The organism is Acinetobacter sp. YH12058 (genome assembly GCF_013419805.1).
GTDB classification, from domain to species: Bacteria; Pseudomonadota; Gammaproteobacteria; order Pseudomonadales; family Moraxellaceae; genus Acinetobacter; species Acinetobacter towneri.
Genome location: NZ_VOZL01000012.1, coordinates 30,688 through 55,415, shown reverse-complemented (window position 1 = coordinate 55,415; position 24,728 = coordinate 30,688). Strand labels below are relative to the sequence as shown.

The window sequence follows — 24,728 nt, the reverse complement described above, 5'->3', positions numbered from 1 at the left end:
AGCAAGGTAGAGCGATATCATGATTGTGAATCCAATTCAACGCCGTCCGACCCGTAAAATTCGTGTGGGTTCTGTCTATGTGGGTGGTGATGCGCCCATCAGCATCCAAAGTATGACCAATACGGAAACCTGTGATGTTGCTGCAACTGTGGCGCAAATTCAGCGTTGTGTAGATGCGGGCGTAGACATCATGCGTGTTTCTGTACCAACCATGGAAGCCGCAGCTGCATTTGGCGAAATTCGTAAGCAAGTATCTGTGCCGTTGGTGGCAGACATTCATTTTGACTATAAAATTGCATTGGCAGTTGCCGATGCGGGTGCAGACTGTTTGCGGATTAACCCGGGTAATATTGGTTCGGAAGCCAAGATTCGTGAAGTGGTGGCTGCTGCCAAACATCATGATATTTCTATGCGAATTGGTGTGAATGCAGGATCGCTGGAAAAAGATATTCAGAAAAAATATGGCGAGCCGACAGGTGCAGCATTGCTGGAATCTGCTATGCGTCATATTGATATTTTAGACCGTCTAGATTTTCAGGAATTTAAAGTTTCAGTCAAAGCATCGAATGTGTTTTTAACCATGGATGCTTATCGTTTGTTATCACAACAAATTGATAATCCATTACATTTGGGCGTAACTGAAGCAGGTATTTACCGTACAGGTACCGTAAAATCTGCAATTGCTTTGGGCGGTCTGCTCATGGAAGGCATTGGCGATACCATGCGTATTTCACTTGCGGCAGAACCTGAAGATGAAGTTAAAATCGGTTTTGATATTCTAAAATCTTTAGGTTTACGCTCTAACGGGATTAACTTTATTGCCTGCCCAAGCTGTTCACGTCAGGAATTTAACGTCATTTCTGTAATGCAGGCATTGGAGGAGCGTTTGGAAGATATTCGTACTCCAATGGATGTATCGGTCATTGGTTGTAAAGTGAATGGCCCAGGCGAAGCTAAAGAAGCTGATATTGGTGTGGTGGGCGCAAGTCCGCGTTCATTGGTTTATCGTAATGGTGAAAAGAGCCATTTAATTGATACCAATCAACTCGTTGATGAAATCGAAAGCATGGTTCGTCAGCGTGTTACAGAGCTTGAACAAGCTAAATCTAAAGAGATTATTCGTACAAATTTTTCTGAGTAAGTCATGAGTTCAATTGTTGCAATTAAAGGTTTTAATGACATTCTTCCAACGCAAACACCTGCGTGGAGACGTCTAGAGCAACATTTAGCATCTTTAATGGATGCTTATGGTTATCAACAAATTCGTTTGCCAATGGTTGAGCAAACCAATTTGTTTAAGCGTTCAATTGGTGATGCGACCGATATTGTTGAAAAAGAAATGTACACATTCTTAGACAAGGGTAATCCGCCTGAGTCTTTGACTTTGCGTCCTGAAGGAACTGCGGGTTGTGTACGTGCCATGTTAGAGCACAATTTGCTACGTGGTGCGACACCGCGCGTGTGGTATATCGGCCCAATGTTTCGTTATGAAAAACCGCAAAAAGGTCGTTATCGTCAATTCCACCAATTTGGTGTAGAAACTTTTGGCGTTGCAACACCAGATATGGATGCCGAACTTATTTTAATGACTGCGCGTTTATGGAAACGTATGGGCGTTGCCGATAAAGTTCGCTTAGAGTTGAATACGCTGGGTGAGTCGGATGAGCGCGCAGCGTATCGTGCCGCTTTGGTTGAGTTTTTGGAAGCGCACAAAGCCGATTTAGATGAAGATTCACAGCGTCGTTTAAGTACTAACCCACTGCGTATTTTGGACTCGAAAGATGCTAAAACGCAAAGCATCCTAGAAAATGCTCCAAAATTGCATGATTTTATGGGTGAAGATACGCTGAATCACTTTGCCCAATTACAGCAGTATTTAACCGATGCAGGCATTGAGTTTGTGATTAATCAAAAACTGGTACGTGGTTTAGATTATTACAATAAAACCGTTTTTGAATGGACAACCACGCATTTAGGTTCGCAAGGCACAGTTTGTGCAGGCGGGCGCTATGATGGTTTGGTTGGGCAGTTGAAGGGTAAGGCAGATCAGTCCGTACCTGCCGTGGGCTTCGCCATGGGCATTGAGCGTTTATTGTTGTTGCTTGAGCAAGTCGAAGACAATACGCCTGTACGTGATTGTGAAGTATTCTTGTTGGCAGATCCAACAACTCAAGGCAAGGCGTTGGTTTTAGCTGAGCAAATTCGTGACCAATTCGAACAAGCGGGCAGCCAGATTCGCTTAAAAGTTGGTTCACAAGGCTCAATGAAAAGCCAAATGAAAAAAGCCGATCAATCAGGTGCAATCTATGCCTTGATTTTTGGTGAGCGCGAAGCGGAAGCACAGCAATTGGCAGTGAAAACCTTGGCAACTGCTGAGCAAACGACTGTTGCAGTGACCAAAATTGTGCCTTTCATCATTAAAAAATTTTCTTCACAATAAGCCAAATAACATAAGGAAAAGGGTAATCCAATGAGCGCATTGAGTGATGACGAACAACTTGATAGTTTAAAATCGTTTGCGAAAAAATATGGTTCAGCCATGATTAGCGGGATTTTAATTGCGTTGATTGCCTTTTTCGGATGGCAATATTGGCAGAAAAAAACCTTGGCAGAGCAGCAAATGAATACTGCTAAAGTGCAACAACTGATGGATGATGCACGTACAGCAGAAGGCAATCCAGATGCCTTCAGTCAATTGTCTGCAACTGCCGATAAAATTGTGAAAGAAGCCCCTGATTCTGCGCAAGCTATTCAAACTCAATTCTTAATGGCTAAACTCGCTTACGATCAGCAAGATTTTGCTGCCGCAGAAAAAGCCTTAAAGAAAGTTGAAAACTCTAAAGTAAAAGACCAAGGCTTAGTGCAATTGGTTAAGTTGCGTTTGGCTTATGCACAGTTGGCGCAAAAGAAATACGATGAAGCTATTCAAAGTTTGGCCGCGGTGACTGATCCTGCATTTAAAGCGACTGCAGATGAAGCGCGTGGCGATGTTTATGTCGCGAAAAATGACCGTGAAAATGCCCAAAAAGCGTATCAAAGTGCATGGGATACTTTGGTGGAACGTAAACAAGAACGTCAAATTTTACAAATAAAACTCGAAAGTGTTGGTGTTTTGGTGGATGATCCTGAAATTGAACGCCCAGTATTAGACACACAAGTGGATGAGAGCTAATGAATAGAAAGTATAAAATACCGTTTGCACTGACCGTTTTAACCCTTGCTTTGGCGGGGTGTTCCACCAATAAAATTAAAGTTGCAGAAGTTAAGCCAAATCCACTGCCAAAACTTGAGCAAGCTCAAAGTCTAGTTCCTGTATTTTCACAAAGCGTTGCATCGACTACAGCAGCCGATCCATTGCGCCTGCAATTGGATGCTGAAAACGGTGTAATTTATACTGTTGATCCTAAAGGTGAGATGGCTGCCTATCAAGGCAAACAACGTCTTTGGCAAAAACAAGTGTCTAAGCAAGGCTTAACTGCAGGTGTCAATGCTGCTGATGGCATTGTGGTTGCAGGAAACAGTAAAGGACAATTGTTTGCTTTAGATCAGCAAACAGGTGAGCAAAAGTGGGTTGCACAGTTAACAGGTGCAATTCTTGCGCCATCGTTAATTCAGGCGGGTCGTGTGGTGACTGTAAGTAATGACGGCACGGTATATGCACACAATGCCGAAACAGGTCAGTTGGTGTGGACTTACAACTTGCCAAACGTGCAATTTAGTTTGCGTGGTATGGCTGCACCTGTGGCGCTCGATTCACGTACTGTACTGATTGCTTCTGCAAATGCCTATGTCTATGCACTGGATATTGTTACAGGCGTACCACGTATGCAGCGCCGCGTTGCCATTAGTGAAGGCCGTTCAGACATTCAACGCTTAAATGACATTGATGGCGACCCAGTGGTTGCTGGTCAATTCTTGGTGACCACAAGCTACCAAGGTCAGGTCACCGTATTGGACTTGGCTTCACAACAAGTGATTTGGAGTGAAGATGCAAGCAGTACCAAACGTCCAGAAGTTGCGGGGAATGGTGTATTTGTCAGCACTGCAGATGGTAAAATTGCAGCTTACGAAATCACATCAGGACAAGCACTTTGGGAAAATGACAGTTTGCTCAACCGTCGTTTATCTAATCCTGTGTTGTTTGGACAATATTTAGTGGTCGGTGATTTAGATGGTGTTTTACACCTCATTGATCCAAGCTCAGGGCAACTGGTTGGACGTTCAAAAACCAATGGCGAAGTCCGTTCATTGCGTGTAATTGACAATCAACTCTATGTCGCAACGCAAAAGGGCGCATTAAGCGTTTGGCAGAACCGCTAATTTTGTTCTGACTTTTATGCTAAAATAGTTGTCCGTATTTTTACGCGGGGTAATTGAATCATCAATGCCCCGTGTTTTTATTTAATAGAGTGGTCGATGTTCTCTCTGTCGTTTGCGTGGTCGCAACGCTGAACCCAACATCCATACTCTGTTCTTTCTTCCACAGTTTCGGATGTACAGACCATTGAAACTGACTGATCTTGAATAAAGGTTAATCTATGAAACCCGTAATTGCGCTCATTGGTCGTCCGAACGTCGGAAAATCAACGCTGTTTAACCAGATTACCAAGAGCCGTGATGCACTTGTTGCTGACTTTGCAGGTCTGACACGTGACCGCAAATATGGTGATGCAACCTATCAAAATAAATCTTTCATTGTGGTCGATACTGGCGGTATTGGCGAAAGTGAAGGTGGCATCGACTCTTACATGGCTGAACAATCTAAAACAGCCATCCATGAAGCCGATATGATCATTTTTGTGGTCGATGCACGTGCAGGCTTGTTGGCATCGGATGAGCAAATTGCGCGTGAATTGCGTACTTTGGGCAAAAAAGTATTCTTGGTGGCGAACAAAGTAGATGGCGTACATGCCGAAGCCGCTTTGGTTGAGTTCTTTAAACTGGGTATGGGCGAGCCATTGCAAGTGGCTGCCAGCCATGGTCGAGGCGTTCAGCAAATGCTGGAAGACGTTTTGGCAGATGTTCCTGAAGATGAAAACCCAGATGCACATGATCAAGACACAGGTTTGCGTTTAGCCATTATTGGACGTCCAAACGTGGGTAAATCGACACTGGTTAACCGTTTATTGGGTGAAGAACGTGTAGTGGCATACGATCAGCCAGGTACGACACGTGACTCAGTCTATATTCCGTTTGAGCGCAACGAACGTAAATACACCTTGATTGATACTGCAGGTGTGCGTCGTAAAGGTAAGGTCGATGAAATGATCGAGAAATTCTCGATTGTGAAAACCTTGCAAGCCATGAAAGATGCACACGTGGTGGTGATTGTGGTTGATGCACGTGATGGTATTGTCGAGCAAGATTTGCACTTAATTGGTTACGCACTTGAAGCAGGGCGTGCCATGGTGATTGCGATTAACAAATGGGACAATATGTCCGAATATGATCGCAAACAATGTAAGTTAGATGTTGAGCGTCGTTTTGACTTTATTCCATGGGCAAAAATCCACCTGATTTCTGCCTTGCATGGTACAGGCGTGGGTGACTTATATCCATCTATCCACCGTGCGTATGAGTCATCGCACTTAAAAGTGTCACCTGCTAAATTGACGCAAATTTTGAATGACGCAACAGATGCACACCATCCACCTAAAGTGCAAGGTCGCGCTATTAAAATGCGTTATGCACACATGGGTGGACAGAACCCGCCAACCATCGTGATTCATGGTAATAAGGTCGATAAAACTCCTGCAGATTACCGTCGTTATTTAGAAAACGTGTTCCGTAAAGTCTATAAGCTAGAAGGTACACCTGTAAAAATTGAATTTAAAACCTCTGAAAACCCATTTGAAGGGCGTAAGTCACAAGTGGATGAGCGTACTGCGGCACGTCGTCGTCGTTATGTGCAGAAGTTTAAGAAAGCCGAGAAGAAGTTTAAGCGAGGCTAAGGCTTAAATTTTGACGCGTTTGATTAAAAAATCCCGAATGTGAATTCGGGATTTTTTTTATTACAGTTTGAGCAAAATTGCCTAGAGATCAGCTTTGTGAATATTTTACTGAAGTTGTTAGGTCAATTCTTAATATTGTTAAAATGCACATTTTTTCGCTTTTTGATAAATTTGGATGTTATCCAGATTATTACGTGCAATTTCCAAAGACTGTTGGCTTGCACTTAAATCTTGTTGTGCATTTTGACCCGAAAAAGCATTTGCAATTTGGCTTGCTTTAGACACTGTTTCAGATTGACCTGAGAAAGCAGAAAGGGCTGAACCTGCAATGCCAGCCCATTTGCTTACAGGGTTGTTGGCTTGAGCATTGGCTTGGCTGCTGCTGATCTCTGCTTGCGCCAAAGTGCGTTGTGCTGCTTTGGCTTCAACTGCTAAATCTGTGCAGTCTAAAGTTTTTAAATAGCTGGTGCTATAAACCTGATTTTGCTGAAGGTTGCCATAATAAGCTTTATCGGCTTGCTTAACTGCATTCGCAGCAGCTAGACGGCTTTGATTCATTTGAGCTTCGGCTTGATTGACTGCAGCCGCATTTTTAGCACCTAATACTGCTGTTGCTGCTTCAATCCAGTTGGCTTGAGCTGCTAAAGGTAAACAAAGAATCCCGCAGCTAAGAAACAATTTTTTTAAAGTCATTATTTATCCCTCTCATTTATATAAGATTGTGATTCTAATAAAAATAAAAGCAAAAAAGGTGATTTGTTATACTTTTGTATCAAATTAATTGTTTGATTGTAAATAATTTTTTAATTTCAAGTATTGATTGTTTAATCATTCTAATGAATCTAGCGCCTGTGATGAAAAAGGCGCTAGAAGTATTGCTGTTGAAGTTTTATATATTTATTTAATGACGCTTCGCCAACAAGCTATTCGACAGACGATTTAACCATTGTGGGCTAATACTCGAAAGTTGCATTAGGGTTTTGGCTTTTAAACCGACCGCACGATGCGTATTGGTCAGAATCGAATCTTTAACCGTCGCTTGTTGATACACCACCTGGGCGACATCTTCTGTCGATAAATGCACGCCCATGTTTTGAATGGTGGCTGCATCCATATCTTTCACCATTGCAGTTTGTACAAATAGCGGCATGACATCTAAGACCCGAGTGCCGTATTTTTGCCACTCTATATCTAAACCTTCCGTAATGCCACGTACTGCAAATTTGGAAGCAGAATAAGAAATTAAATCGGCTTGTCCATAAATCGCAGATGCCGAAGACAGGTTAATCACCCGTGCAAAACTTGCTTGTTTTAAATAAGGCAAAGCCGCATGACAACCGTTTAATACACCATTCACATTCACTGCCATAGTCCGATGATGCGCTTCTATGGGTGTGTCTTCAAATGCGCCTGAGTAGAGAATTCCTGCATTATTCACCAAAATATTCAATTCACCTGCCCATTGGCAAAAATCGGATAATGCAGCTTGCCAACTGGCATAGTCTGCTACATCAAGCAAACCTGCATGCGCACGCTCACCCAATTGTTCTGCCAATTGCTGTGCTTGTGTGAGATGAATATCATAAATACCGACACGGTAACCTTGCCGATAAAACAATTGTGCGATTGCGGCACCAATGCCTTGTGCAGCGCCACTAATCAAGATACTGTGCATTTGAACTTGCTCCCTGATGTTATTTTTGTTGTGCATATCGTCCTTGCCGTCTGAGCATAACAAAAAAATGGTGCATTCGTGCAATAAATTGAAATAAGGAACAACCCATGCAGCAATTGCTTTCAATCATGCAACAGTTACGTCAACAATGCCCGTGGGATCAAAAACAAACCCCAGAAAGTTTGACTCAATACGCAATTGAAGAAGCTTATGAAGTTGAAGCAGCAGTGCGTTCAGGCAAGGTGGATGATGTACGTGATGAACTGGGTGATTTGTTGTTGCAAGTGGTGTTTCAGGCACAAATGTATAGCGAACAAGGCGCATTTGATTTTCAGGATGTGGTGCAAGCCATTTGCGATAAATTGATTCGTCGGCATCCACATGTTTTTCAGGCAGAACAGTTTGCGCAGCTCAGCGCAGAAGATGTCGCTGCCTTATGGAAAACCATCAAACAACAAGAAAAACAGGGTAAAGCAAAGTCACGTTTAGATGAGGTGAAACATGCACCCGCTTTGGTGCAGGCACAGCAAATTCAGCAGCATGCGGCACAATTGGGCTTTGACTTTCATACCGTGCAAGATGCGTATGGCAAGTTAGAAGAAGAATTGCAAGAATTACAACAGGCGATTCAACAGCAACAATCCGATGAAATACAGGATGAGTTAGGGGATTGTTTGTTTTCTTTAATCAATGTTGGGCGTAAACTTGGCGTGTCCAGTGAGTTGGCATTATTGGGCACAATTCATAAATTTAGAACACGCTTTGCTTACATTGAAGATCAGGCCGAATTACAACAAAAAACAATAGAAGATATGACTTTAGAAGAAATGGATCAACTTTGGGAGCAGGCAAAACAACAATTAAAATGACAGGTTTTGCGGCAACATGAATATATCGCAGCAATTAAAAGTTTCTTTTCGCTTTTTTTCTTTCGGATGGCAGTACTGGCTTGCATTGCTGTTATGCAGTATCAGTGTATGGACTACAGCACAAAATGTGCAATCTAAGCCTGCGCAGGTGGGTGGGCACAGCTATGATCAAAACTATTTAAAATGGAAAGCGCAGCAAGCCGCGCAAGATCAGCGTTTAAGTGCGGCTCAAACCACATCATCAAGCGCAGAACATTATTTAGCACGTCCTACTCAGCAAAGTGCGCATACAAATCAAGTGCGTTTAAATAGCGCTTCACTAGAACAATTGCAGCAATTGTCTGGGGTGGGCATGAAAAAAGCACAAGCGATTGTGGAATATCGAAAACAAAATGGAAAATTCCAAAGTATTGAAGAACTTCAGCAAGTCAAAGGGATTGGGTCTGCCTTATTTGCCAAGAATAAACACAAGTTGGCATTGTAGCTGCAAGCAGAATTTTAGCACTGCACATTGCAAAATTAGCATGTGAATCAAATTGCCCTTTGATTGTGTTAGAGATATGATTAGCGACATCTTATCTGTTTTACGTTCAGACGTAGGAGACAGCGTCTTTTGCAAACTTTGCGCGCGTCAAAATGTGGTTTATCTACCGCTCAATTACCTTCTTCCATTTTAGATGTTCTAGATGCTTTAACCAAAGCAGGCTATGAAGCTTATATCGTCGGTGGTGGAGTTCGTGACTTAATGTTAGGGCTAAATCCGAAGGATTTTGATGCCGTAACCAATGCCACACCCTCACAAGTGAAAGAAGTTTTCGGACGACGTTGCCGAATTATTGGACGACGTTTTGAGCTGGCGCATGTCTATGCAGGGCGTGAACTAATTGAAGTGGCCACTTTCCGTGCGCCACCGAAAAAAGCTGTGACTTCTGCGGCGGGGATGATTCTGCGCGATAATAACTGGGGCACAATCGAGCAAGATTTTGCCCGTCGTGACTTTTCAATCAATGCGTTGTATTACCAGCCACGCAAAGGCATCGTGTTAGATTTTTGCAATGCCGTAGATGATATAAAGCACAGAAACTTGCGTTTATTGGGCGATCCAACTTTACGTTTTGAAGAAGACCCAGTGCGTATGCTGCGTACTTTGCGTTTTGCTGCCAAATTAAATTTCAATATTGATCCAAAAATTCTTAAAATTTTTACGCCTGAAATGACGCAGTTATTGCGTGATGTATCGCCACACCGTTTATATGATGAGTCGCAAAAACTCTTTACGATGGGACATTTAAATAAAGTCCTGCCGATGTTGATTGAGTTTGGTATTTGGCGTCAGTTATTTGCCGACATCAAGCCAGACATCAACTCATTTATTGAACGTGCAGCAAAAAATACCGATCAACGGATTGCGATTGGTAAAACCATCAACCCTGCATTTTTCTATGCGGTGCTGTTGTGGCAACCGTTTTTAGAGCGTTGTGACTTTTATCTTTCTAAAGGTGTGGTGGCAGCCGAAGCGCGAGCCCAAGCAGGTTTAGATGTACTGAAACGTCAGGCGACACGTACCATTATTCCTCGTTTTGCTGAAACTTTTATTCGTGAAGTTTGGGAAATGCAAACCCGTTTATTGCAACCGAAACCACAGCAAATTGAAGCATTGTCTGGGCATGCGCGTTTCCGTGCAGGTTTTGACTTTTTATTACTGCGTGAAAAAGCAGGCGATAGCTCGACTTTAGGAATGGGTCAGTGGTGGGATGCCTACCAGCTTATGAGCACCGATGAAAAAGAACGTGCGATTGCCCAATATAACCGATTACGTGCCAAGAGCCGCCGTAAAACAGCGCAAGAACCTGTTGATGTGGCACCAGCAACACATGCTGCCGATATGCAGATTGAACCCTTGGTGAATGAGCCTGAGCCTCGTAGTCGACGTGCGCGTAAAGCCAAACAGTATGAAGAAAATCGGGCGCAATTGACTGCTACAGCAAACGGTTCAGGTATTGGTGCAGATCATCCGATTTTAAAACGTAAACGTGTGCAACGTGATTTAAGCCAAGTGATTTTTGGGCCAACACAATGAGCAACATCACCTATATTGGTTTAGGCAGTAATTTGGGCGATTCGCGTCAAATTTTGACTGAAGCGGTGCAAAAACTGGCAACTTTGGGGCAAGTGCAGACTTCTAAACTGTATCAAAGCCCACCAATGGGGCCACAAGATCAGCCTAATTATTTGAATGCTGTGGTACGTTTAGATACCGAACTTGAAGCCTTGGCATTGTTAGATGAATTACAGCGTTTTGAACAAGAGTCGGGTCGGGTGCGTTTACGTCATTGGGGTGAGCGTACGCTAGATTTAGACTTGTTGATTTATGCTGATGCCAACATTCAAAATGAACGTCTGACTGTACCGCATGTGGGGGTGTTAGAACGTGATTTTGTCGTCATCCCGTTGTTAGATTTGGATGCTAACTTAAGCGTTAAGGGACAATTATTAAAACACTCGCCATTGCTTGAACATCCGAGCTTAACTGTTGTAGATGCCAGCAATTGGGCAGGGCTATAAAGTTTTAAATTAAGCATGCGTGATGCTTTTTCCATAGAGGAATATTTTCATGATTAGTTTAAGTGACCTAAGAAAATTTAAAGCGGAAGGTCGAAAATTCTCCTGCCTGACTTGCTATGATGCAAGCATGGCGAAAGCAATGGAAATTGCTGAAATTGATACGATTTTAATTGGCGATTCTTTGGGGATGTCCATTCAGGGGCGTGACTCAACCTTGCCTGTCAGCGTGGCGGATATGGCTTATCATACTGCGGCGGTGCGTCGTGGTAATCAACATGCTTTTATTTTGACTGACTTGCCATTTATGAGTTATGCCACCTTAAATGATGCATTGCAAAGCTCGAAAGAGGTGATGCAAGCGGGTGCACAAATGGTCAAAATGGAAGGTGGTGCATGGCTCAGCGAAACCGTTGCAACACTGACCCGTAATGGTATTCCTGTCTGTGTACATTTAGGTTTAACGCCACAATCGGTGCATGTATTTGGCGGTTATAAATTACAGGCACGTACCCGCGAAGCTGCAGATAAACTGATTGCTGACTGTAAAGCTGTGGTAGAAGCAGGCGCGGCGATTCTGTTACTAGAATGTGTGCCAGCACAGCTAGGTCAAGAAATTTCTGCCTTGTTCCCTGAAATTCCAGTGATTGGGATTGGTGCAGGTGCAGACACTGACGGTCAGGTACTAGTGGTGCAAGACATGCTGGGGCTGACTTTTGGTCGTGTCGCAAAATTTGTACGTAACTTTATGAAAGAACAAGCGGGTGAAACTGCCATTTTGGATGCATTTAAAGCCTATCATGCTGCAGTTCAAGATGGTTCTTTCCCTGCACGTGAACAAACTTTCCAAGTCGAGTTGTAATATGAAAACTGAAACCACAATTCAAGGCTTAGCGGCTTCATTACAGCCTGCACGCGCTGCGCGTAAAACTATTGGTTTTGTTCCGACTATGGGCAATTTGCACGAAGGGCATTTGACCTTGGTGCGCGAAGCGAAAAAAATATGTGATGTGGTGGTGGTCAGTATTTTTGTCAATCCAATTCAATTTGGCCCTAATGAAGACTTTGACAGTTATCCGCGAACTTTAGACCAAGACAGCCAATTGTTGGCAGAGGTCGGTTGCGACATTATTTTTGCGCCTTCAGTTGAGCAAATGTATGGTAACAAACCACGTTTGACCAATATTTCAGTGAGTGAGATTACGGCAGACTTGTGTGGCTTGCAGCGTCTTGGACACTTTGATGGTGTTGCGGTGGTCGTGACCAAATTATTCAATATGGTACAGCCAAACTATGCTTTCTTTGGTGAAAAAGACTATCAACAATTGGCAGTCATTCGCCAGTTTGTACGCGACTTGAATATTCCGCTAGAGGTGATTGGTGTGCCAATTGTACGTGCGGCAGATGGTTTGGCACTCAGTTCACGCAATGGTTATTTGAGCGCAGAACAGCGTCAAATTGCACCGACTATCTATCAAAGTTTAAAGGCTGCTGCACAAGCATTACAGCAAGGTGAAACTTTGTCACAAGTGTTAGCGAATATTAAAGCAACATTGACAGCGGCAGGCTTTGTTGTGGACTATGTAGAAGCGCGTACAACAGAATTGCAGAAAATTGAAGCATTTAGTGAAGATATAGTGTTGTTCGTTGCGGCAAAATTGGGCAATACACGTTTAATTGATAATTTGCAGGTCAAACATTCTGCATAGCTGGCAATAGAAGGGTTGCATGCCATGAAACGTATTTTGATCGTGACAGGTCAATCGGGTTCAGGAAAATCTTCGGCATTACAAGTGTTGGAAGATTTGGGTTATTACTGTATTGACAATTTACCTTTGGCATTGCTCCCTGAAATTGTGGATAAACTGGATCAGGAAAATAACTTGGAACAGTTGGCATTGGGGGTAGATGTACGCAGCACCCGTGCCGACTTGCAAGAGTTTGATTTGGTATTTGAGCAACTGCAAAAGCATGGTTCAGTCGATATTATTTATCTGACCACGCAAGATCAGGAATTGATTGCCCGTTTTAGCGCATCACGCCGTCCGCATCCACTCTCTAATCGTTTTAAAAGCTTAAATGAATGTATTCAAGAAGAAAAAAACTTGTTGATGCCGATTCAGTTCCGCTCTACGGTTCATATTGATACCACTGACAAAAGTGTGCATGATCTAAAACACGTATTGTTGTCTAAGCTTGGGCAAACCGACAATCTTATTGTAATTTTACAATCCTTTGGCTATAAGCACGGAATTCCCTTAGATGCCGATTATGTGTTTGATGTGCGTCATTTGCCCAATCCCCATTGGGATTTGGAGCTAAGAAAACATTCAGGCTTAGATGCACCTGTGCAGGAATTCTTGCAACAAAGTCCGCAAACCCATGAAATGTTTCAGGACATCCACCAGTTTTTAGAAAAATGGTTGCCAGCCTTTGCCGAAGGGCATCGACACTACATTACCATTTCAATTGGCTGTACGGGTGGGCAACACCGTTCTGTCTATATCGTTGATAGACTAAAAAAAGCACTTGAGGCAAAATGGTCTATTCAAGTCTTACACCGAGAAATGAAGCACTGGTCATGATTGACACAACTGTTGACGTAATTAATAAACTAGGTTTACATGCACGGGCATCTGGGAAACTGATTGAAGTGACCACCAAATTCCGTTCGTCAATCCAAATTGGTAAAGGCGACAAATTGGTTGATGCCAAAAATATTATGTCCTTGCTCATGTTAGGTGCAGGCAAGGGAACTACTTTACGCTTGGTGATTGATGGTGCAGATGAAGAAAAAGCTTTATCTGATATTCAAGCACTGTTTGCAGCAAAATTTTACGAGGCAGATTAATCGTGGCACGTCGACCGCAACGTTTTACCGAAGATGACTTTGAATCTTTAGAAGGGCGTGCAAGTAAAACCGAACAGAAAAAAGCCGTACAACGTATGGCCGCGCTTGGCGAACAATTGGCGCAGTTAAGTACTAAACAAATTCAAAAACTTCCAGTAGAAGAGCGTTTAATTGATGCTTTACTGGAATTGCAAAGTATTACTTCACATGAAGCACGTCGTCGTCAGTGTCAGCGTATTGGTAAATTGTTGCGTAATGAAGATGAAAGCGTAATTTTGTCTTATTTGACGCCGCAGCAAGGTGCGAAAAAAACCGCACAGTTACAGCGTTGGGTAGAGCGAATTATTAAAGACGGCGACCCTGTGATTAATGATTTTAGTAAAACCTATAAAGCAGCTGAGCGTCATACGCTGCGTCAGCATGTGTTGCGTATCCACCGTGATATGAAACAGGAAGTGTCTGCGGAAGAACTTGAAGCATCTAAGCTCAAGTTGTTTAACTATGTGCAGCAAGTGGCTTTGCTGTCAGAAAACTAAGCTATCAGAGAACCAAGTGATCAAACGCGAGCTTGTCTGATTGCAATAAAAAACGACTCATAACGAGTCGTTTTTTATTGTCTTTTATGTGTAAGGATTTTCAAATTTTAGCCGAACTCACCGACTGAACGCTCTTTGGCCCATTCACGCAGTACAAATTTTTGTAATTTACCTGTCGATGTTTTTGGAATTTCAGTAATCACCACATCCTTTGGTACTTTAAAACGCGCCAAATGTTGACTGCAATAGGCAATAATTTCTTCAGGGCTGACCTGCTTGCCTTCTTTCAGTTCAATAAAGGCACACGGGACTTCCTGCCAACGTGGATCTGGTTTTGCCACCACTGCAGCAGTCAAAATTGCAGGATGTTGATACAACACCTCTTCCACTTCGAGTGAAGAAATATTTTCACCACCTGAAATAATCACATCTTTAGAGCGGTCAGTAATTTTGGCGTAGCCATCGGGTTGGCAGACAGCTAAATCGCCCGTATGGAACCAGCCACCTGCAAATGCTTCTGCGGTGGCTTCTGGGTTTTTCAAATAACCTTTCATCACGATATTGCCACGGAACATAATTTCGCCCATGGTTTTGCCGTCTTTTGGTACAGGTTGCATGGTTTCTGGGTCTAAAACTTTCATGCCATCTTGCAGCGGATAAGGCACGCCTTGACGCGAATGTAATTGTGCTTGTTCTTGAATGGATAGGTCGCTCCAGCCTGCTTGAGAAGCACACAGCGCAGATGGGCCATAGGTTTCAGTTAAGCCATAAACGTGAGTTACGTTAATGCCAATATTGCGCATACCTTCAATAATTGCTGCTGGCGGTGCAGCACCCGCAACCATCACTTCAACACGGTGATCAAACTGAGTCTTTTTCTCCTCAGGGGTGTTGATGAGCATCGACAAGACAATTGGCGCACCGCAGAAATAATCGACTTTGTGCTCTGCAATTAATTTAAAAATCAGTTCAGGGTCGACTTTACGTAAGCAGATATTGGTGCCACCGTTGGCTGCCATCGTCCATGCAAAGCACCAGCCATTACAGTGGAATAGGGGCAGTGTCCATAGGTAGGTTGCACGTGGGGTCATCCCGCAGGCAATAATATTACTGGCTGCATTAATGTAGGCACCGCGATGATGATAGACCACGCCTTTCGGGTTGCCTGTCGTGCCAGACGTATAGTTCAGGCTAATTGCATCCCATTCATCTTGTGGCAAATGCCATTCAAAATTTGGGTCACCTGCAGCCAGCCAAGTTTCGTATTCAATCTGTCCGATGCTAAGGGCATTGGCAGCATGCTCATATTCTGCATCGTTGACATCAATCACGTAAATTTCATGATTGACCATCGCTAAGGCTTCTTGTGCCAAAGCCGCAAATTCAGGGTCAACCAAAAGCACTTTGGATTCTGCATGATCGAGCATAAACGCCAGTGTTTTGGCATCTAAACGAGTGTTTAGTGTGTTCAGCACTGCACCCGCCATTGGCACAGCAAAGTGTGCTTCTAGCATGGCAGGAACATTCGGAAGCAGCACCGAAACAGTGTCATTTTTGCTGATGCCTAAATTTTGAAGTTGATGTGCAAATTGGCAGCAGCGCAAATAAGTTTCGCGCCAGGTAATTTGACGTGAACCGTGAATAATCGCGTTTTGGTGCGGGTAAATATAAGCTGCCCGTTCTAAGTAACGTAACGGGGACAAGGCGACAAAGTTCGCAGGGGTACGCGGTAATTCATCGTATGCGCTGACCATTGTTATTCTCCATAATATGTGTCGTTATTTTATCCAACTTAAAAAGATAGGGATTTTATGGCAGCTTTGCAGTTATGCTTTAGTCGAAAATCTGTTGTTTTTGTTTTGAATCGCTTGTAAGTACATTTAAAAAATAGTTTAAGTAAAATTTAGCAGCTATTTTTTATTCAATAAAAATAGTAGCTTATTGGAAAATATTAACTTATTCTGTCATTTGGCTTTTATAGAGTGATGGGCTGAGACCTGTCCAACGCTTAAATGCACGTCGAAATTCGCGTAATTCACTAAAGCCAAGTTGTTGGCTAATTTCAGTCATGCTCAAAGGCTGTTGTAGCAGTTGTTTAGCTTTATTTTCCAAAACGTGTTGGCGCAGGTTTTGGAAGTTGCAGCCTTCGGCAAGTAATTGTCTGCGTAAATGTCTTTCGCTCATTTGAAAATGTTGTGCCGCTTGGTGCATATCAAAGTGCTGAGGTAAATGCTGTTCGATTAGATAACTCAACACGTGTGCATATTGCTGTTGATTAATCGCCTGCATATCCTGATACGCTTGTTGGCAGACACGCAGGGCGGTGCTGTAATTGGCGGCACTAGAGGTTTTAATTTGGCGTCCTAAATCTCTGGTCGGAACACCAAAGCATTCATGTATGATGAAAAGTGCAGAGGACATTGATAATGCACCTGATAAGCCTCTAAATAGTCGGGTTGGGCAAAACTAAAATGCACTTCGACCAAATCTTGATGATTGCCAAGCATGACGTCTAAGCAGCTAACAATACTGGAGAGGACTTCATCGCAAAAAAAGCGCAGTAAGTTCCCCGTGGGATAACGCTCTTTCATCACCAGTGTAGGAGAGGTCGAGGAAAAATCGTACTCCAAATCCATCACACTGCCTGAAATGGGATGGTACTGCAGTCCTGTCTGTAAGGCTTCTACAACATTTTGACTGGACACCATGGCAAAACCGAGCATGCCCATGGAAATCAGCCCCTTGTCACGTCCAATTTCTAAGCCTAAATGTGCACATTGAGTGTCTTGCAGGGCGCGTGTCACCACTTTGCAAATATCTTGAAATGAAACAAAACCATTGCCTTGGACGATTTGATCAAGATCTTGAGAAATTCCCTGAAACCATGGTTGATAGGGGATCTGTTGTTCTTTGGCGTAATGAATCAGACCTGACAATAAGGCAGGCGGCACGTGCTGCAGCAAGTAGTTTGAAGTTGCTGACATAAGTCCGATTATCCCCCCATGCCATTGTCGCTTTGACCCTTATTTGCCGTGATGCAATTTTGTTTAATGGCGTTGATCAGCGTCATGACTGATTGTATAGATGAAAAGGAATACGATTGCAATGTATTTGGTGGGTTGGGATAAACAGGAAATTCATATTCAGCCAAAAGGGCTTGCCATGTTTGGTTATGGCAACTGGAAACATCGTGCCTATGAACAACGAACAGCTTTATTTGCCCGCAGTATTTGTATTCAAACCTTAGACAATGACTTATTAATTTTTTGCTGTCTGGATATGGGGTGTGTGACCTATGCCATGCGTCATTTAGCGATACAGCGTTTACAGCGTAAACTGGGGGAGCGTTTTCAGCCGCAGCGTTTGGTATTGATGGCAACGCATACTCATTCTGCACCTGGCGGTTGTGCACATGAAGCGTTGTACAATATGCCCACACCTGGTTTTGTGCCTGAACATTTAAATGCAGTGGTCGATGCGATTGTGGGCAGTGTGCTCAAAGCTTTGGCGACCCAGAAAAAACCGATATTTATATGAGCAATGGTCGTTTTGCAGAAGAAACGCCAGTGGCATGGAATCGCTCTTTAACAGCGTATAACCGTAATCCTGATGTATCTCGTAGAACGCTGGAACAGGCACATTTGGCCTTAGATCGTGATATGCAATTGCTTGGTTTTTATCGCGAAGGTAATTTACAGGCAGTTTTTTCTTTATTTGGGGTGCATGCTACCTGTTTAAGCAGTCGTTTAAGCGCTCATGATGGTGATAACAAAGGTTATGCCGCACTTTGTACCGAGCGTGCACTGCAACAACGTGGGGTCAAAAATCCTGTGGCAATTTTTGCCCAAGCCGCAGCGGGTGATGTTTCTCCACATTATCATGGCCCTGAGCAGTCACAGGTACGTGCTGCAATGCGCGATGAAAAAGAATACGAATATACACAGCAAAATGGTCGCTATCAAAGTGAATTGGCACTGAAAGCTTTGGCATATAGAGGTACGCCGTTAATGGGAGCTTTAGATGCTGTGTGCCATTATGTCGATTTAAGCAATATTGAAATTCCAGTTGAATTTGCGATGGGGCAAACAGATGCAAAAACCAGTGCAGCCTGTCATGGTGCAGCATTTTTTGCAGGAACACCTGTAGATGGTGCAGGTGTGGCACAACCGATTTTTAAAGGTATGCAATGGTTAGCGCAGCGAGTGAAAAAGAAAAAGTTGAGTAATCCTCAAGCCGCAGATTATACCTATTATCAACAGCTATATGCCTCACAAGGCCCCAAAGATATTGTGCTGGAATGTGGTTCTAAAACCATTTTTGGCAAGCCACTGAATCATTATCCTAAATTTTTAGACAAACTGATTGCAGAAATGAACAAGCAGGCCAGTGTAGGCGCAATTGATCATAGCTTGTTGGTACCGAATGTAGTGCCATTACAATTAATTAAAATTGGCGACTTAACCTTGCTGTGCTGTCCTGGGGAAATTACTACTGTTGCAGCTAAGCGGCTCAAAGTAACCGTACAACAAGAATTGGAATCGACTCAAAAAGTATGGTTGGCTTCATATTGCAATGATTATATGGGCTATGTGACCACCTTCGAGGAATATCAACAACAAGCCTATGAAGGTGGTCACACTTTATATGGACAGTGGACTTTGGCAGCGTTGCAAACTAAATTTCAATATTTCGCAGAGCAATTGAATTTGCCTATTCCACAACGCGATACAGCATCGTTATTACCGCCCGCTGTACCTTTGGATGAATTAGAAAAAAGAACATATCGTGACAGTTTGAAAGCTAATGCGCTAAATGAATTGTGGTTTTTTTATACATTGTTCCATGTGAAACATATTCTAAATCATGTACTAGTCAGGAGGTTAATCTAAATCAATATGGATAGAGAGGTCATTTATCTCATCCATGTGTCTCTATTTTTTTAATGCGGTACTTTAAAAAGTAACGCAAAACAAACTGCAATAAAAATAAATGCCACGCAGAAAAAGGAAGGATTATGAAACAGCGTTGGAGTAACTGGTCTGGAAAGCAAACAGCCTATCCAGACTTTTTACAGCCGAAAAATGTAGATGAACTGAAAAAAATTGTGCGAAAGCACGACAAAATTAGAATGGTCGGAGCAGGGCATTCCTTTAGCCCCTTAGCCACAACCGATGATGTGATGGTGAATTTAGATCATATTCAGGGGGTGCATCAATTTAATGCACAAAAGCAGCAATGCACCTTACATGCAGGGACTCGGCTGTACAAACTGGGTGAATGTCTAGCTCCGATTCATCAGGCGCTGCAAAATCAGGGCGATATTGATCATCAGAGTTTGGCAGGTGTGGTTGCAACAGGAACACATGGCACAGGTGTGGATTTACCTTGTCTATCGGCTTTGGTGACTGATTTTGAACTGCTCACAGCAGAGGGTGAGGTGTTGCAATGTTCACCTGAACACAATGCTGAAATTTTTCAGGCAGGTCGGGTCGCGCTGGGCAGTTTTGGGGTGATGACCAAAATCACTTTACAAAACCGTTCGCGCTATAAACTCAAAGAGCAGCTACGTTTATGTGCCTTGAGTGATATTTATCAATATATAGACCGTTGGAAGCATCAACATCGCCATATTGAGTTTTGGGCATTTTTACACAGTGATCAGGTGATTTTAAAAACCTTAGATGAGAGCCGAGGATTGACGGATCCTCGTCCGCAATATTGGTTATCAGAAGACCGTTTATTAAATTTTTGTTCGGAAATAACCCGTGTTTTTCCACAGTTAAATCCGTATTTACAATCTTTGTTGGGCGTGTTTATCAAACCGAGTACTCATGTCGATTGGTCGAGTCAAATTTTCCCAACGCCACGCAATACCAAATTTAACGAAATGGAATACCAATTGCCTGCCGAGCAAGGTTTGGCATGTTTAGAAGAATTATTGGCGGTTTTGAAACAACAGCGTGTCGCCATGTTTTTCCCAATCGAGTTTCGCTATGTCAAAGGCGATGATATTTGGCTGAGTCCTTTTTATGGACGGGATTCGGTGTCTATTTCAATCCACCAATTTTATAAACAAGATTGCCAACATATTTTTAAATGGGTTGAACCGATTTTACAAAAATATCAGGGACGTCCACATTGGGGCAAATTGCACAGTATGCAAGCGGATCAATTACGTGAGTTATATCCAAAATGGGATGATTTTATGCAACTTCGTGAGCAGCTTGATCCACAGCAAAAATGGATTAATCCATATTTAAGACAAATTTTCACGATTCCAAGTTTGAGTGCAGCGTGATGTTCAATAAACAACTCAAGCAATCGCAAAATAAGAGCATTCAATTAGGGAGCGTGACATGCAAAGTGATTATTTTCAGCAACTCACCCACAGTTTGCAGCAACAGGGTACAGGAACACCGCAACTGATTGTGGATATGGCACGTTTTCAGCATAACTTGGATTATGTTGCAGCCCATTTGCCTGCACGGTTGCAACCACGACTGGTGGTGAAATCGCTAGCGTGTTTGGAGATATTGCAACACGCAAGCCAAAGTCTGAATACGCAGCGTTTTATGTTGTTTCATCTGCCACATTTGTATGAAGTGATGCAGCACTTTCCACAAGCAGATGTACTGTTTGGCAAGCCAATGCCAATACGTGCGGTAGATGCTTTTTATCAGCAGGTGATGGCGTCTGCTGAGAATATCCAATTGCATTTACAATGGTTGGTTGATCAACCTGCACGTTTACAACAGTATTTACATTTGGCACAACAACGCCAGCTTTGTTTGAATATTAATCTTGAAATTGATATCGGTTTGCATCGTGGTGGGGCGCAAGATCATGCTGGATTTATGCAAATGCTGGAATTGATTCAGCAGCATCCACAACATTTAAAACTGTCAGGTTTGATGGGGTACGATGCGCATGTGGTGAAATTACCAAATGTATTTCATGCACAAGCCAAAGCCTATCAACACTCACAGCAGCAATATAGAAATTATAAACAACTGATTCAGCATCATTTTCCAAAGTTGTGGCAGGATGACTTGTGTTTTAACGGTGGTGGTAGCCTGACATTTATGCAGCATTGTCAGCACAGTGAATGTAATGATCTGGCTTTTGGTTCGATGTTGCTTAAACCCAGTGATTTTGATTTAAAAATCTTGTCAGATTTGCAATCGGCTTTGTGGATTGCAACACCTGTTTTAAAGGTATTGGCTGCGGTACAAGTGCCAGGCTTAGATCGTTTGCAGTCCTATTTGCCACAATCCAATCAAGCCGTTTTTGTTTATGGTGGCTATTGGATGGCAGATTATGTTTATCCTGAGAGCAGTCATCCACATGCTTTATACGGACGCAGTAGCAATCAAGAGTTGATTCAAGTACCCAAACAGCATCGCATCCAAATAGATGATTATGTATTTTTACGCCCGCAACAGAGTGAGGCGGTGTTGCCACAGTTTGAAGCGGTGTATGCCTATCAACATGGACAATTCACGCCGTGGGCAACCTTTAGGGAATAAAAACAGCTGAAATGCCGATTCTTTGGCTTTTTTAGTACACAAAGGTTTAAACCTGTACGCAAGCCGTGTAAAATTTAAGGCGCTTTTTATTTATACACCGTTTTTATCTTTTGAGGGTCTCCCTTAATCATAATCTCGCGGTGATATGCTCCATGGTACGGGGCATCACTCCTTAAGGATTTTTATCTATGCCTATTATCACTTTGCCAAATGGCGATCAAAAACAGTTTGATCAAGCCGTATCTGTGATGGAAGTTGCTCAAAGCATCGGTCCGGGTCTTGCCAAAAATACAGTTGCTGGACGTGTGAATGATCGTTTGGTCGATGCCTGCGATTTAATTACCGAAGACGCAACCCTACAAATTATTACGCCTAAAGATGAAGAAGGCGTAGAGATTATCCGTCACTCATGTGCGCACTTGGTGGGGCATGCGGTAAAACAGCTTTTTCCTGAAGCGAAAATGGTGATTGGCCCTGTCATTGAAGAAGGTTTCTACTATGACATCTGGATGCCTCGTCCATTTACGTTAGATGATTTGGCAGCAATCGAAGAGCGTATGAAAAAGCTCATCGACCAAGATTATGATGTTGTGAAAAAAATGACCCCGCGTGATGAAGTAATTGCAGAATTCACAGCGCGTGGCGAAGAATATAAATTACGTTTGATTGCAGACATGCCAAACGAAACCCAAATGGGCTTGTACTATCATCAAGACTATTTGGATATGTGTCGTGGTCCACACGTTCCAAACACTAAATTCTTAAAGTCGTTCAAACTCACCAAAATTTCAGGCGCTTATTGGCGCGGTGATGCGAAAAACGAACAGTTACAACGTATTTATGGTACGGCTTGGGCGGACAAAAAACAGCTCGCAGCGTATATCAAACGTATTGAAGAAGCAGAAAAGCGTGACCACCGTAAAATTGGTAAAGCTTTGGACTTGTTCCATATGCAAGAAGAAGCACCAGGCATGGTGTTCTGGCATCCAAATGGCTGGACGATTTACCAAGTACTTGAGCAGTACATGCGTAAAGTACAACAAGACAACGGTTACCTAGAAATTCGTACCCCGCAAGTGGTCGATTTCACGCTATGGGAAAAATCAGGACATGCTGCCAACTACGCAGACAATATGTTCACTACCCATTCTGAAAACCGTAACTATGCAGTAAAACCAATGAACTGCCCATGTCACGTACAAGTCTTTAACCAAGGGTTAAAGTCATATCGTGATTTGCCAATTCGTCTGGCAGAATTTGGTTCATGTCACCGTAACGAGCCATCAGGTTCACTGCACGGCATTATGCGCGTACGTGGCTTTACTCAAGACGATGCCCACATTTTCTGTACCAAAGAACAAATTGGGCCAGAAGTTGCAGACTTCATCAAACTGACTTTAGATGTTTATAAAGATTTCGGTTTTGAAGAGGTGCAAATGAAACTGTCTACACGTCCTGAAAAACGTGTGGGAGATGATGCACTTTGGGATATGGCAGAAAAATCTTTGGCTGATGCCTTGGATGCTGCAGGTCTGGAATGGGAGTTACAACCGGGTGAAGGTGCGTTCTACGGCCCGAAAATTGAATTCTCACTGAAAGACTGCTTAGGTCGTGTGTGGCAATGTGGTACAATTCAGTGTGACTTTAACTTGCCTGAGCGTTTAGAGGCATCTTATGTCACTGAAGACAATGATCGTGATCAGCCTGTAATGTTGCACCGCGCAATTCTTGGCAGCTTTGAACGATTTATTGGTATACTTATTGAGCACTATGCAGGCTTTATGCCACCATGGTTAGCGCCAGTGCAAGCTTGTGTCATGAATATTACCGATTCACAAGCTGCTGCAAGTGAACAGGTCGTCGCAAAACTTAAAGAAAACGGTATTCGTGCTATTTCTGACTTGAGAAATGAGAAAATCGGCTTTAAGATTCGTGAGCGTACATTAGAGCGTATTCCATACTTACTGGTACTTGGGGACCGTGAAGTGGAAGAAGGAACGGTAAACGTCCGTACTCGCTCAGGAACAAATTTGGGTACTATGTCAATTGATGCTTTCATTGACCTAGTGAAAACAGCCGTCGCAGAACGCGGCCGGTATATTGTGGAGTAACAGCGATTAAACAGCCTGACCGTAATCAACAGGGCGGAAAATCTAACCGTCCTGCTTTGAATGATGAAATTCGTGCAAAAGAAGTCCGTCTTGTAGACGAAAATGGTGAGCAAAAAGGTATTGTAAGCTTGGCTGATGCATTACGCGCAGCAGAAAGCGTTGACCTTGACTTGGTGGAAATTGTGGCAAATGCCGAACCACCGGTGTGCAAAATCATGGACTTTAACAAGCATTTGTTTGATCTAAAGCAAAAGCAGAAAGAAGCGAAGAAAAAACAACATCAAGTACAGGTGAAAGAAATCAAGCTCCGCCCTGCGACTGATGTTGGTGATTACAACGTAAAATTACGTGCAATTATCAAATTCCTTGAAGAAGGGAACAAGGTAAAAATCACTTTACGCTTCCGTGGTCGTGAAATGGCTCACCAACAGTTAGGTTTGGCTCAATTGCAAAAAGTTGAAGCAGATGTAATTGAATATGGTGTAGTTGAACAAGCACCAAAAATGGAAGGTCGTCAAATGGGTATGTTGCTTGGTCCTAAAAAGAAAAAGTAATCCCATCTTGAACAAAAGAAGCACTGCACCTTGGCGGTGCTTTTTTTTGCGTGATGAAAGTGAGCATCTATGTTTCATGTTTATGAGATATGC

The 24,728-nt window shown here is 43.0% G+C and carries 23 protein-coding genes and 1 pseudogene; 19 read left to right on the top strand and 5 right to left on the bottom strand.

All coding sequences use genetic code 11. The features are described from left to right. Nucleotides 1-19 precede the first annotated feature (19 nt). From ispG to der, 5 genes are all read left to right on the top strand, one after another. The gene (gene ispG / locus FTU09_RS08690; protein WP_004975100.1) at nt 20-1,141 is read left to right on the top strand and encodes a flavodoxin-dependent (E)-4-hydroxy-3-methylbut-2-enyl-diphosphate synthase; all 1,122 of its coding nucleotides are present in this window, start codon (nt 20-22) and stop codon (nt 1,139-1,141) included. 3 nt (nt 1,142-1,144) lie between these two features. Continuing rightward, a complete protein-coding gene (gene hisS / locus FTU09_RS08685; RefSeq protein ID WP_180079998.1) occupies nt 1,145-2,440 on the top strand; it encodes a histidine--tRNA ligase in 1,296 nt (431 codons plus the stop codon). Between the two features lie 30 nt (nt 2,441-2,470). After that, nucleotides 2,471-3,172 carry a tetratricopeptide repeat protein gene (locus FTU09_RS08680; protein WP_004975103.1) on the top strand — a complete coding sequence of 234 codons (702 nt, stop codon included), beginning with the start codon at nt 2,471-2,473 and terminating at the stop codon, nt 3,170-3,172. Further along, nucleotides 3,172-4,320: an outer membrane protein assembly factor BamB gene (gene bamB, locus FTU09_RS08675; protein WP_180079997.1), complete on the top strand. Its 1,149-nt coding sequence runs from the start codon at nt 3,172-3,174 to the stop codon at nt 4,318-4,320. The genes FTU09_RS08680 and bamB overlap by 1 nt, the downstream gene beginning before the upstream one ends. 218 nt (nt 4,321-4,538) lie before the next feature. Then, entirely contained in the window at nt 4,539-5,951 is a 1,413-nt protein-coding gene (der, locus tag FTU09_RS08670; protein ID WP_004975107.1) for a ribosome biogenesis GTPase Der, read from the top strand. 138 nt (nt 5,952-6,089) lie between these two features. Here der and FTU09_RS08665 read toward each other — a convergent pair whose 3' ends face one another. Then, entirely contained in the window at nt 6,090-6,644 is a 555-nt protein-coding gene (locus FTU09_RS08665) for a hypothetical protein (protein WP_180062337.1), read from the bottom strand. Between the two features lie 208 nt (nt 6,645-6,852). Beyond that, the gene (locus tag FTU09_RS08660) at nt 6,853-7,626 is read right to left on the bottom strand and encodes an SDR family oxidoreductase (RefSeq protein ID WP_004975109.1); all 774 of its coding nucleotides are present in this window, start codon (nt 7,624-7,626) and stop codon (nt 6,853-6,855) included. A 107-nt stretch (nt 7,627-7,733) separates the two neighbouring features. On the opposite strand from FTU09_RS08660, the gene mazG reads away from it, so the two are divergent. The 9 genes from mazG to yjgA all read left to right on the top strand — a co-directional run bounded on the left by mazG (nt 7,734) and on the right by yjgA (nt 14,444). Next, on the top strand, nt 7,734-8,495 hold the full coding sequence (mazG, locus tag FTU09_RS08655; RefSeq protein WP_004975111.1) for a nucleoside triphosphate pyrophosphohydrolase: 762 nt from the start codon (nt 7,734-7,736) through the stop codon (nt 8,493-8,495). Nucleotides 8,496-8,511: 16 nt separating this feature from the next. Further along, nucleotides 8,512-8,979 carry a ComEA family DNA-binding protein gene (locus FTU09_RS08650; protein ID WP_096901517.1) on the top strand — a complete coding sequence of 156 codons (468 nt, stop codon included), beginning with the start codon at nt 8,512-8,514 and terminating at the stop codon, nt 8,977-8,979. Nucleotides 8,980-9,108: 129 nt separating this feature from the next. Continuing rightward, nucleotides 9,109-10,575 carry a polynucleotide adenylyltransferase PcnB gene (gene pcnB, locus FTU09_RS08645; protein ID WP_096901516.1) on the top strand — a complete coding sequence of 489 codons (1,467 nt, stop codon included), beginning with the start codon at nt 9,109-9,111 and terminating at the stop codon, nt 10,573-10,575. Next, nucleotides 10,572-11,060 (top strand): 2-amino-4-hydroxy-6-hydroxymethyldihydropteridine diphosphokinase, encoded by a 489-nt coding sequence (gene folK / locus FTU09_RS08640; protein WP_004975118.1) that lies wholly within the window; start codon nt 10,572-10,574, stop codon nt 11,058-11,060. Before pcnB ends, folK begins: the two co-directional genes overlap by 4 nt. Nucleotides 11,061-11,109: 49 nt before the next feature. After that, nucleotides 11,110-11,919 (top strand): 3-methyl-2-oxobutanoate hydroxymethyltransferase, encoded by an 810-nt coding sequence (panB, locus tag FTU09_RS08635; protein WP_004975120.1) that lies wholly within the window; start codon nt 11,110-11,112, stop codon nt 11,917-11,919. Nucleotide 11,920: 1 nt separating this feature from the next. Beyond that, the gene (gene panC / locus FTU09_RS08630; RefSeq protein WP_180079995.1) at nt 11,921-12,766 is read left to right on the top strand and encodes a pantoate--beta-alanine ligase; all 846 of its coding nucleotides are present in this window, start codon (nt 11,921-11,923) and stop codon (nt 12,764-12,766) included. Between the two features lie 24 nt (nt 12,767-12,790). Continuing rightward, nucleotides 12,791-13,642: an RNase adapter RapZ gene (gene rapZ, locus FTU09_RS08625; protein ID WP_180043973.1), complete on the top strand. Its 852-nt coding sequence runs from the start codon at nt 12,791-12,793 to the stop codon at nt 13,640-13,642. Continuing rightward, nucleotides 13,639-13,908, top strand: coding sequence for an HPr family phosphocarrier protein (locus FTU09_RS08620; protein WP_026438354.1), 270 nt, complete (start codon nt 13,639-13,641; stop codon nt 13,906-13,908). The genes rapZ and FTU09_RS08620 overlap by 4 nt, the downstream gene beginning before the upstream one ends. Before the next feature lie 2 nt (nt 13,909-13,910). Continuing rightward, nucleotides 13,911-14,444 carry a ribosome biogenesis factor YjgA gene (gene yjgA / locus FTU09_RS08615; RefSeq protein ID WP_167846246.1) on the top strand — a complete coding sequence of 178 codons (534 nt, stop codon included), beginning with the start codon at nt 13,911-13,913 and terminating at the stop codon, nt 14,442-14,444. Nucleotides 14,445-14,551: 107 nt separating this feature from the next. Here the strand turns inward: yjgA and FTU09_RS08610 are convergent, their stop codons facing one another. The 3 genes from FTU09_RS08610 to FTU09_RS13905 form a co-directional block, all read right to left on the bottom strand. Continuing rightward, nucleotides 14,552-16,198, bottom strand: coding sequence for an acyl-CoA synthetase (locus FTU09_RS08610; protein WP_131260752.1), 1,647 nt, complete (start codon nt 16,196-16,198; stop codon nt 14,552-14,554). 202 nt (nt 16,199-16,400) lie between these two features. Then, nucleotides 16,401-16,865: a helix-turn-helix transcriptional regulator gene (locus tag FTU09_RS13910; protein ID WP_228274499.1), complete on the bottom strand. Its 465-nt coding sequence runs from the start codon at nt 16,863-16,865 to the stop codon at nt 16,401-16,403. Continuing rightward, the gene (locus FTU09_RS13905; RefSeq protein WP_306670084.1) at nt 16,808-17,428 is read right to left on the bottom strand and encodes an AraC family transcriptional regulator ligand-binding domain-containing protein; all 621 of its coding nucleotides are present in this window, start codon (nt 17,426-17,428) and stop codon (nt 16,808-16,810) included. Before FTU09_RS13905 ends, FTU09_RS13910 begins: the two co-directional genes overlap by 58 nt. 121 nt (nt 17,429-17,549) lie before the next feature. On the opposite strand from FTU09_RS13905, the pseudogene FTU09_RS08600 reads away from it, so the two are divergent. From FTU09_RS08600 to infC, 5 genes and pseudogenes are all read left to right on the top strand, one after another. Beyond that, nucleotides 17,550-19,333, top strand: a pseudogene (locus FTU09_RS08600) (neutral/alkaline non-lysosomal ceramidase N-terminal domain-containing protein). Between the two features lie 125 nt (nt 19,334-19,458). Beyond that, the gene (locus tag FTU09_RS08595; protein ID WP_167846245.1) at nt 19,459-20,742 is read left to right on the top strand and encodes a D-arabinono-1,4-lactone oxidase; all 1,284 of its coding nucleotides are present in this window, start codon (nt 19,459-19,461) and stop codon (nt 20,740-20,742) included. A gap of 58 nt (nt 20,743-20,800) precedes the next feature. Beyond that, nucleotides 20,801-21,970 (top strand): alanine racemase, encoded by a 1,170-nt coding sequence (locus FTU09_RS08590; protein ID WP_178318757.1) that lies wholly within the window; start codon nt 20,801-20,803, stop codon nt 21,968-21,970. A 188-nt stretch (nt 21,971-22,158) separates the two neighbouring features. Further along, nucleotides 22,159-24,081 (top strand): threonine--tRNA ligase, encoded by a 1,923-nt coding sequence (gene thrS, locus FTU09_RS08585; RefSeq protein ID WP_004975142.1) that lies wholly within the window; start codon nt 22,159-22,161, stop codon nt 24,079-24,081. Between the two features lie 5 nt (nt 24,082-24,086). Then, the gene (gene infC, locus FTU09_RS08580; protein ID WP_096902435.1) at nt 24,087-24,635 is read left to right on the top strand and encodes a translation initiation factor IF-3; all 549 of its coding nucleotides are present in this window, start codon (nt 24,087-24,089) and stop codon (nt 24,633-24,635) included. Nucleotides 24,636-24,728 lie beyond the last annotated feature (93 nt).

Coding starts and splice junctions, on each gene's coding strand:
- ispG (WP_004975100.1), top strand. CDS start 20: ATGATTGTGAATCCAATTCAACGCCGTCCGACCCGTAAAATTCGTGTG.
- hisS (WP_180079998.1), top strand. CDS start 1,145: ATGAGTTCAATTGTTGCAATTAAAGGTTTTAATGACATTCTTCCAACG.
- FTU09_RS08680 (WP_004975103.1), top strand. CDS start 2,471: ATGAGCGCATTGAGTGATGACGAACAACTTGATAGTTTAAAATCGTTT.
- bamB (WP_180079997.1), top strand. CDS start 3,172: ATGAATAGAAAGTATAAAATACCGTTTGCACTGACCGTTTTAACCCTT.
- der (WP_004975107.1), top strand. CDS start 4,539: ATGAAACCCGTAATTGCGCTCATTGGTCGTCCGAACGTCGGAAAATCA.
- FTU09_RS08665 (WP_180062337.1), bottom strand. CDS start 6,644: ATGACTTTAAAAAAATTGTTTCTTAGCTGCGGGATTCTTTGTTTACCT.
- FTU09_RS08660 (WP_004975109.1), bottom strand. CDS start 7,626: ATGCACAGTATCTTGATTAGTGGCGCTGCACAAGGCATTGGTGCCGCA.
- mazG (WP_004975111.1), top strand. CDS start 7,734: ATGCAGCAATTGCTTTCAATCATGCAACAGTTACGTCAACAATGCCCG.
- FTU09_RS08650 (WP_096901517.1), top strand. CDS start 8,512: ATGAATATATCGCAGCAATTAAAAGTTTCTTTTCGCTTTTTTTCTTTC.
- folK (WP_004975118.1), top strand. CDS start 10,572: ATGAGCAACATCACCTATATTGGTTTAGGCAGTAATTTGGGCGATTCG.
- panB (WP_004975120.1), top strand. CDS start 11,110: ATGATTAGTTTAAGTGACCTAAGAAAATTTAAAGCGGAAGGTCGAAAA.
- panC (WP_180079995.1), top strand. CDS start 11,921: ATGAAAACTGAAACCACAATTCAAGGCTTAGCGGCTTCATTACAGCCT.
- rapZ (WP_180043973.1), top strand. CDS start 12,791: ATGAAACGTATTTTGATCGTGACAGGTCAATCGGGTTCAGGAAAATCT.
- FTU09_RS08620 (WP_026438354.1), top strand. CDS start 13,639: ATGATTGACACAACTGTTGACGTAATTAATAAACTAGGTTTACATGCA.
- FTU09_RS08610 (WP_131260752.1), bottom strand. CDS start 16,198: ATGGTCAGCGCATACGATGAATTACCGCGTACCCCTGCGAACTTTGTC.
- FTU09_RS13910 (WP_228274499.1), bottom strand. CDS start 16,865: ATGTCCTCTGCACTTTTCATCATACATGAATGCTTTGGTGTTCCGACC.
- FTU09_RS13905 (WP_306670084.1), bottom strand. CDS start 17,428: ATGTCAGCAACTTCAAACTACTTGCTGCAGCACGTGCCGCCTGCCTTA.
- FTU09_RS08595 (WP_167846245.1), top strand. CDS start 19,459: ATGAAACAGCGTTGGAGTAACTGGTCTGGAAAGCAAACAGCCTATCCA.
- FTU09_RS08590 (WP_178318757.1), top strand. CDS start 20,801: ATGCAAAGTGATTATTTTCAGCAACTCACCCACAGTTTGCAGCAACAG.
- thrS (WP_004975142.1), top strand. CDS start 22,159: ATGCCTATTATCACTTTGCCAAATGGCGATCAAAAACAGTTTGATCAA.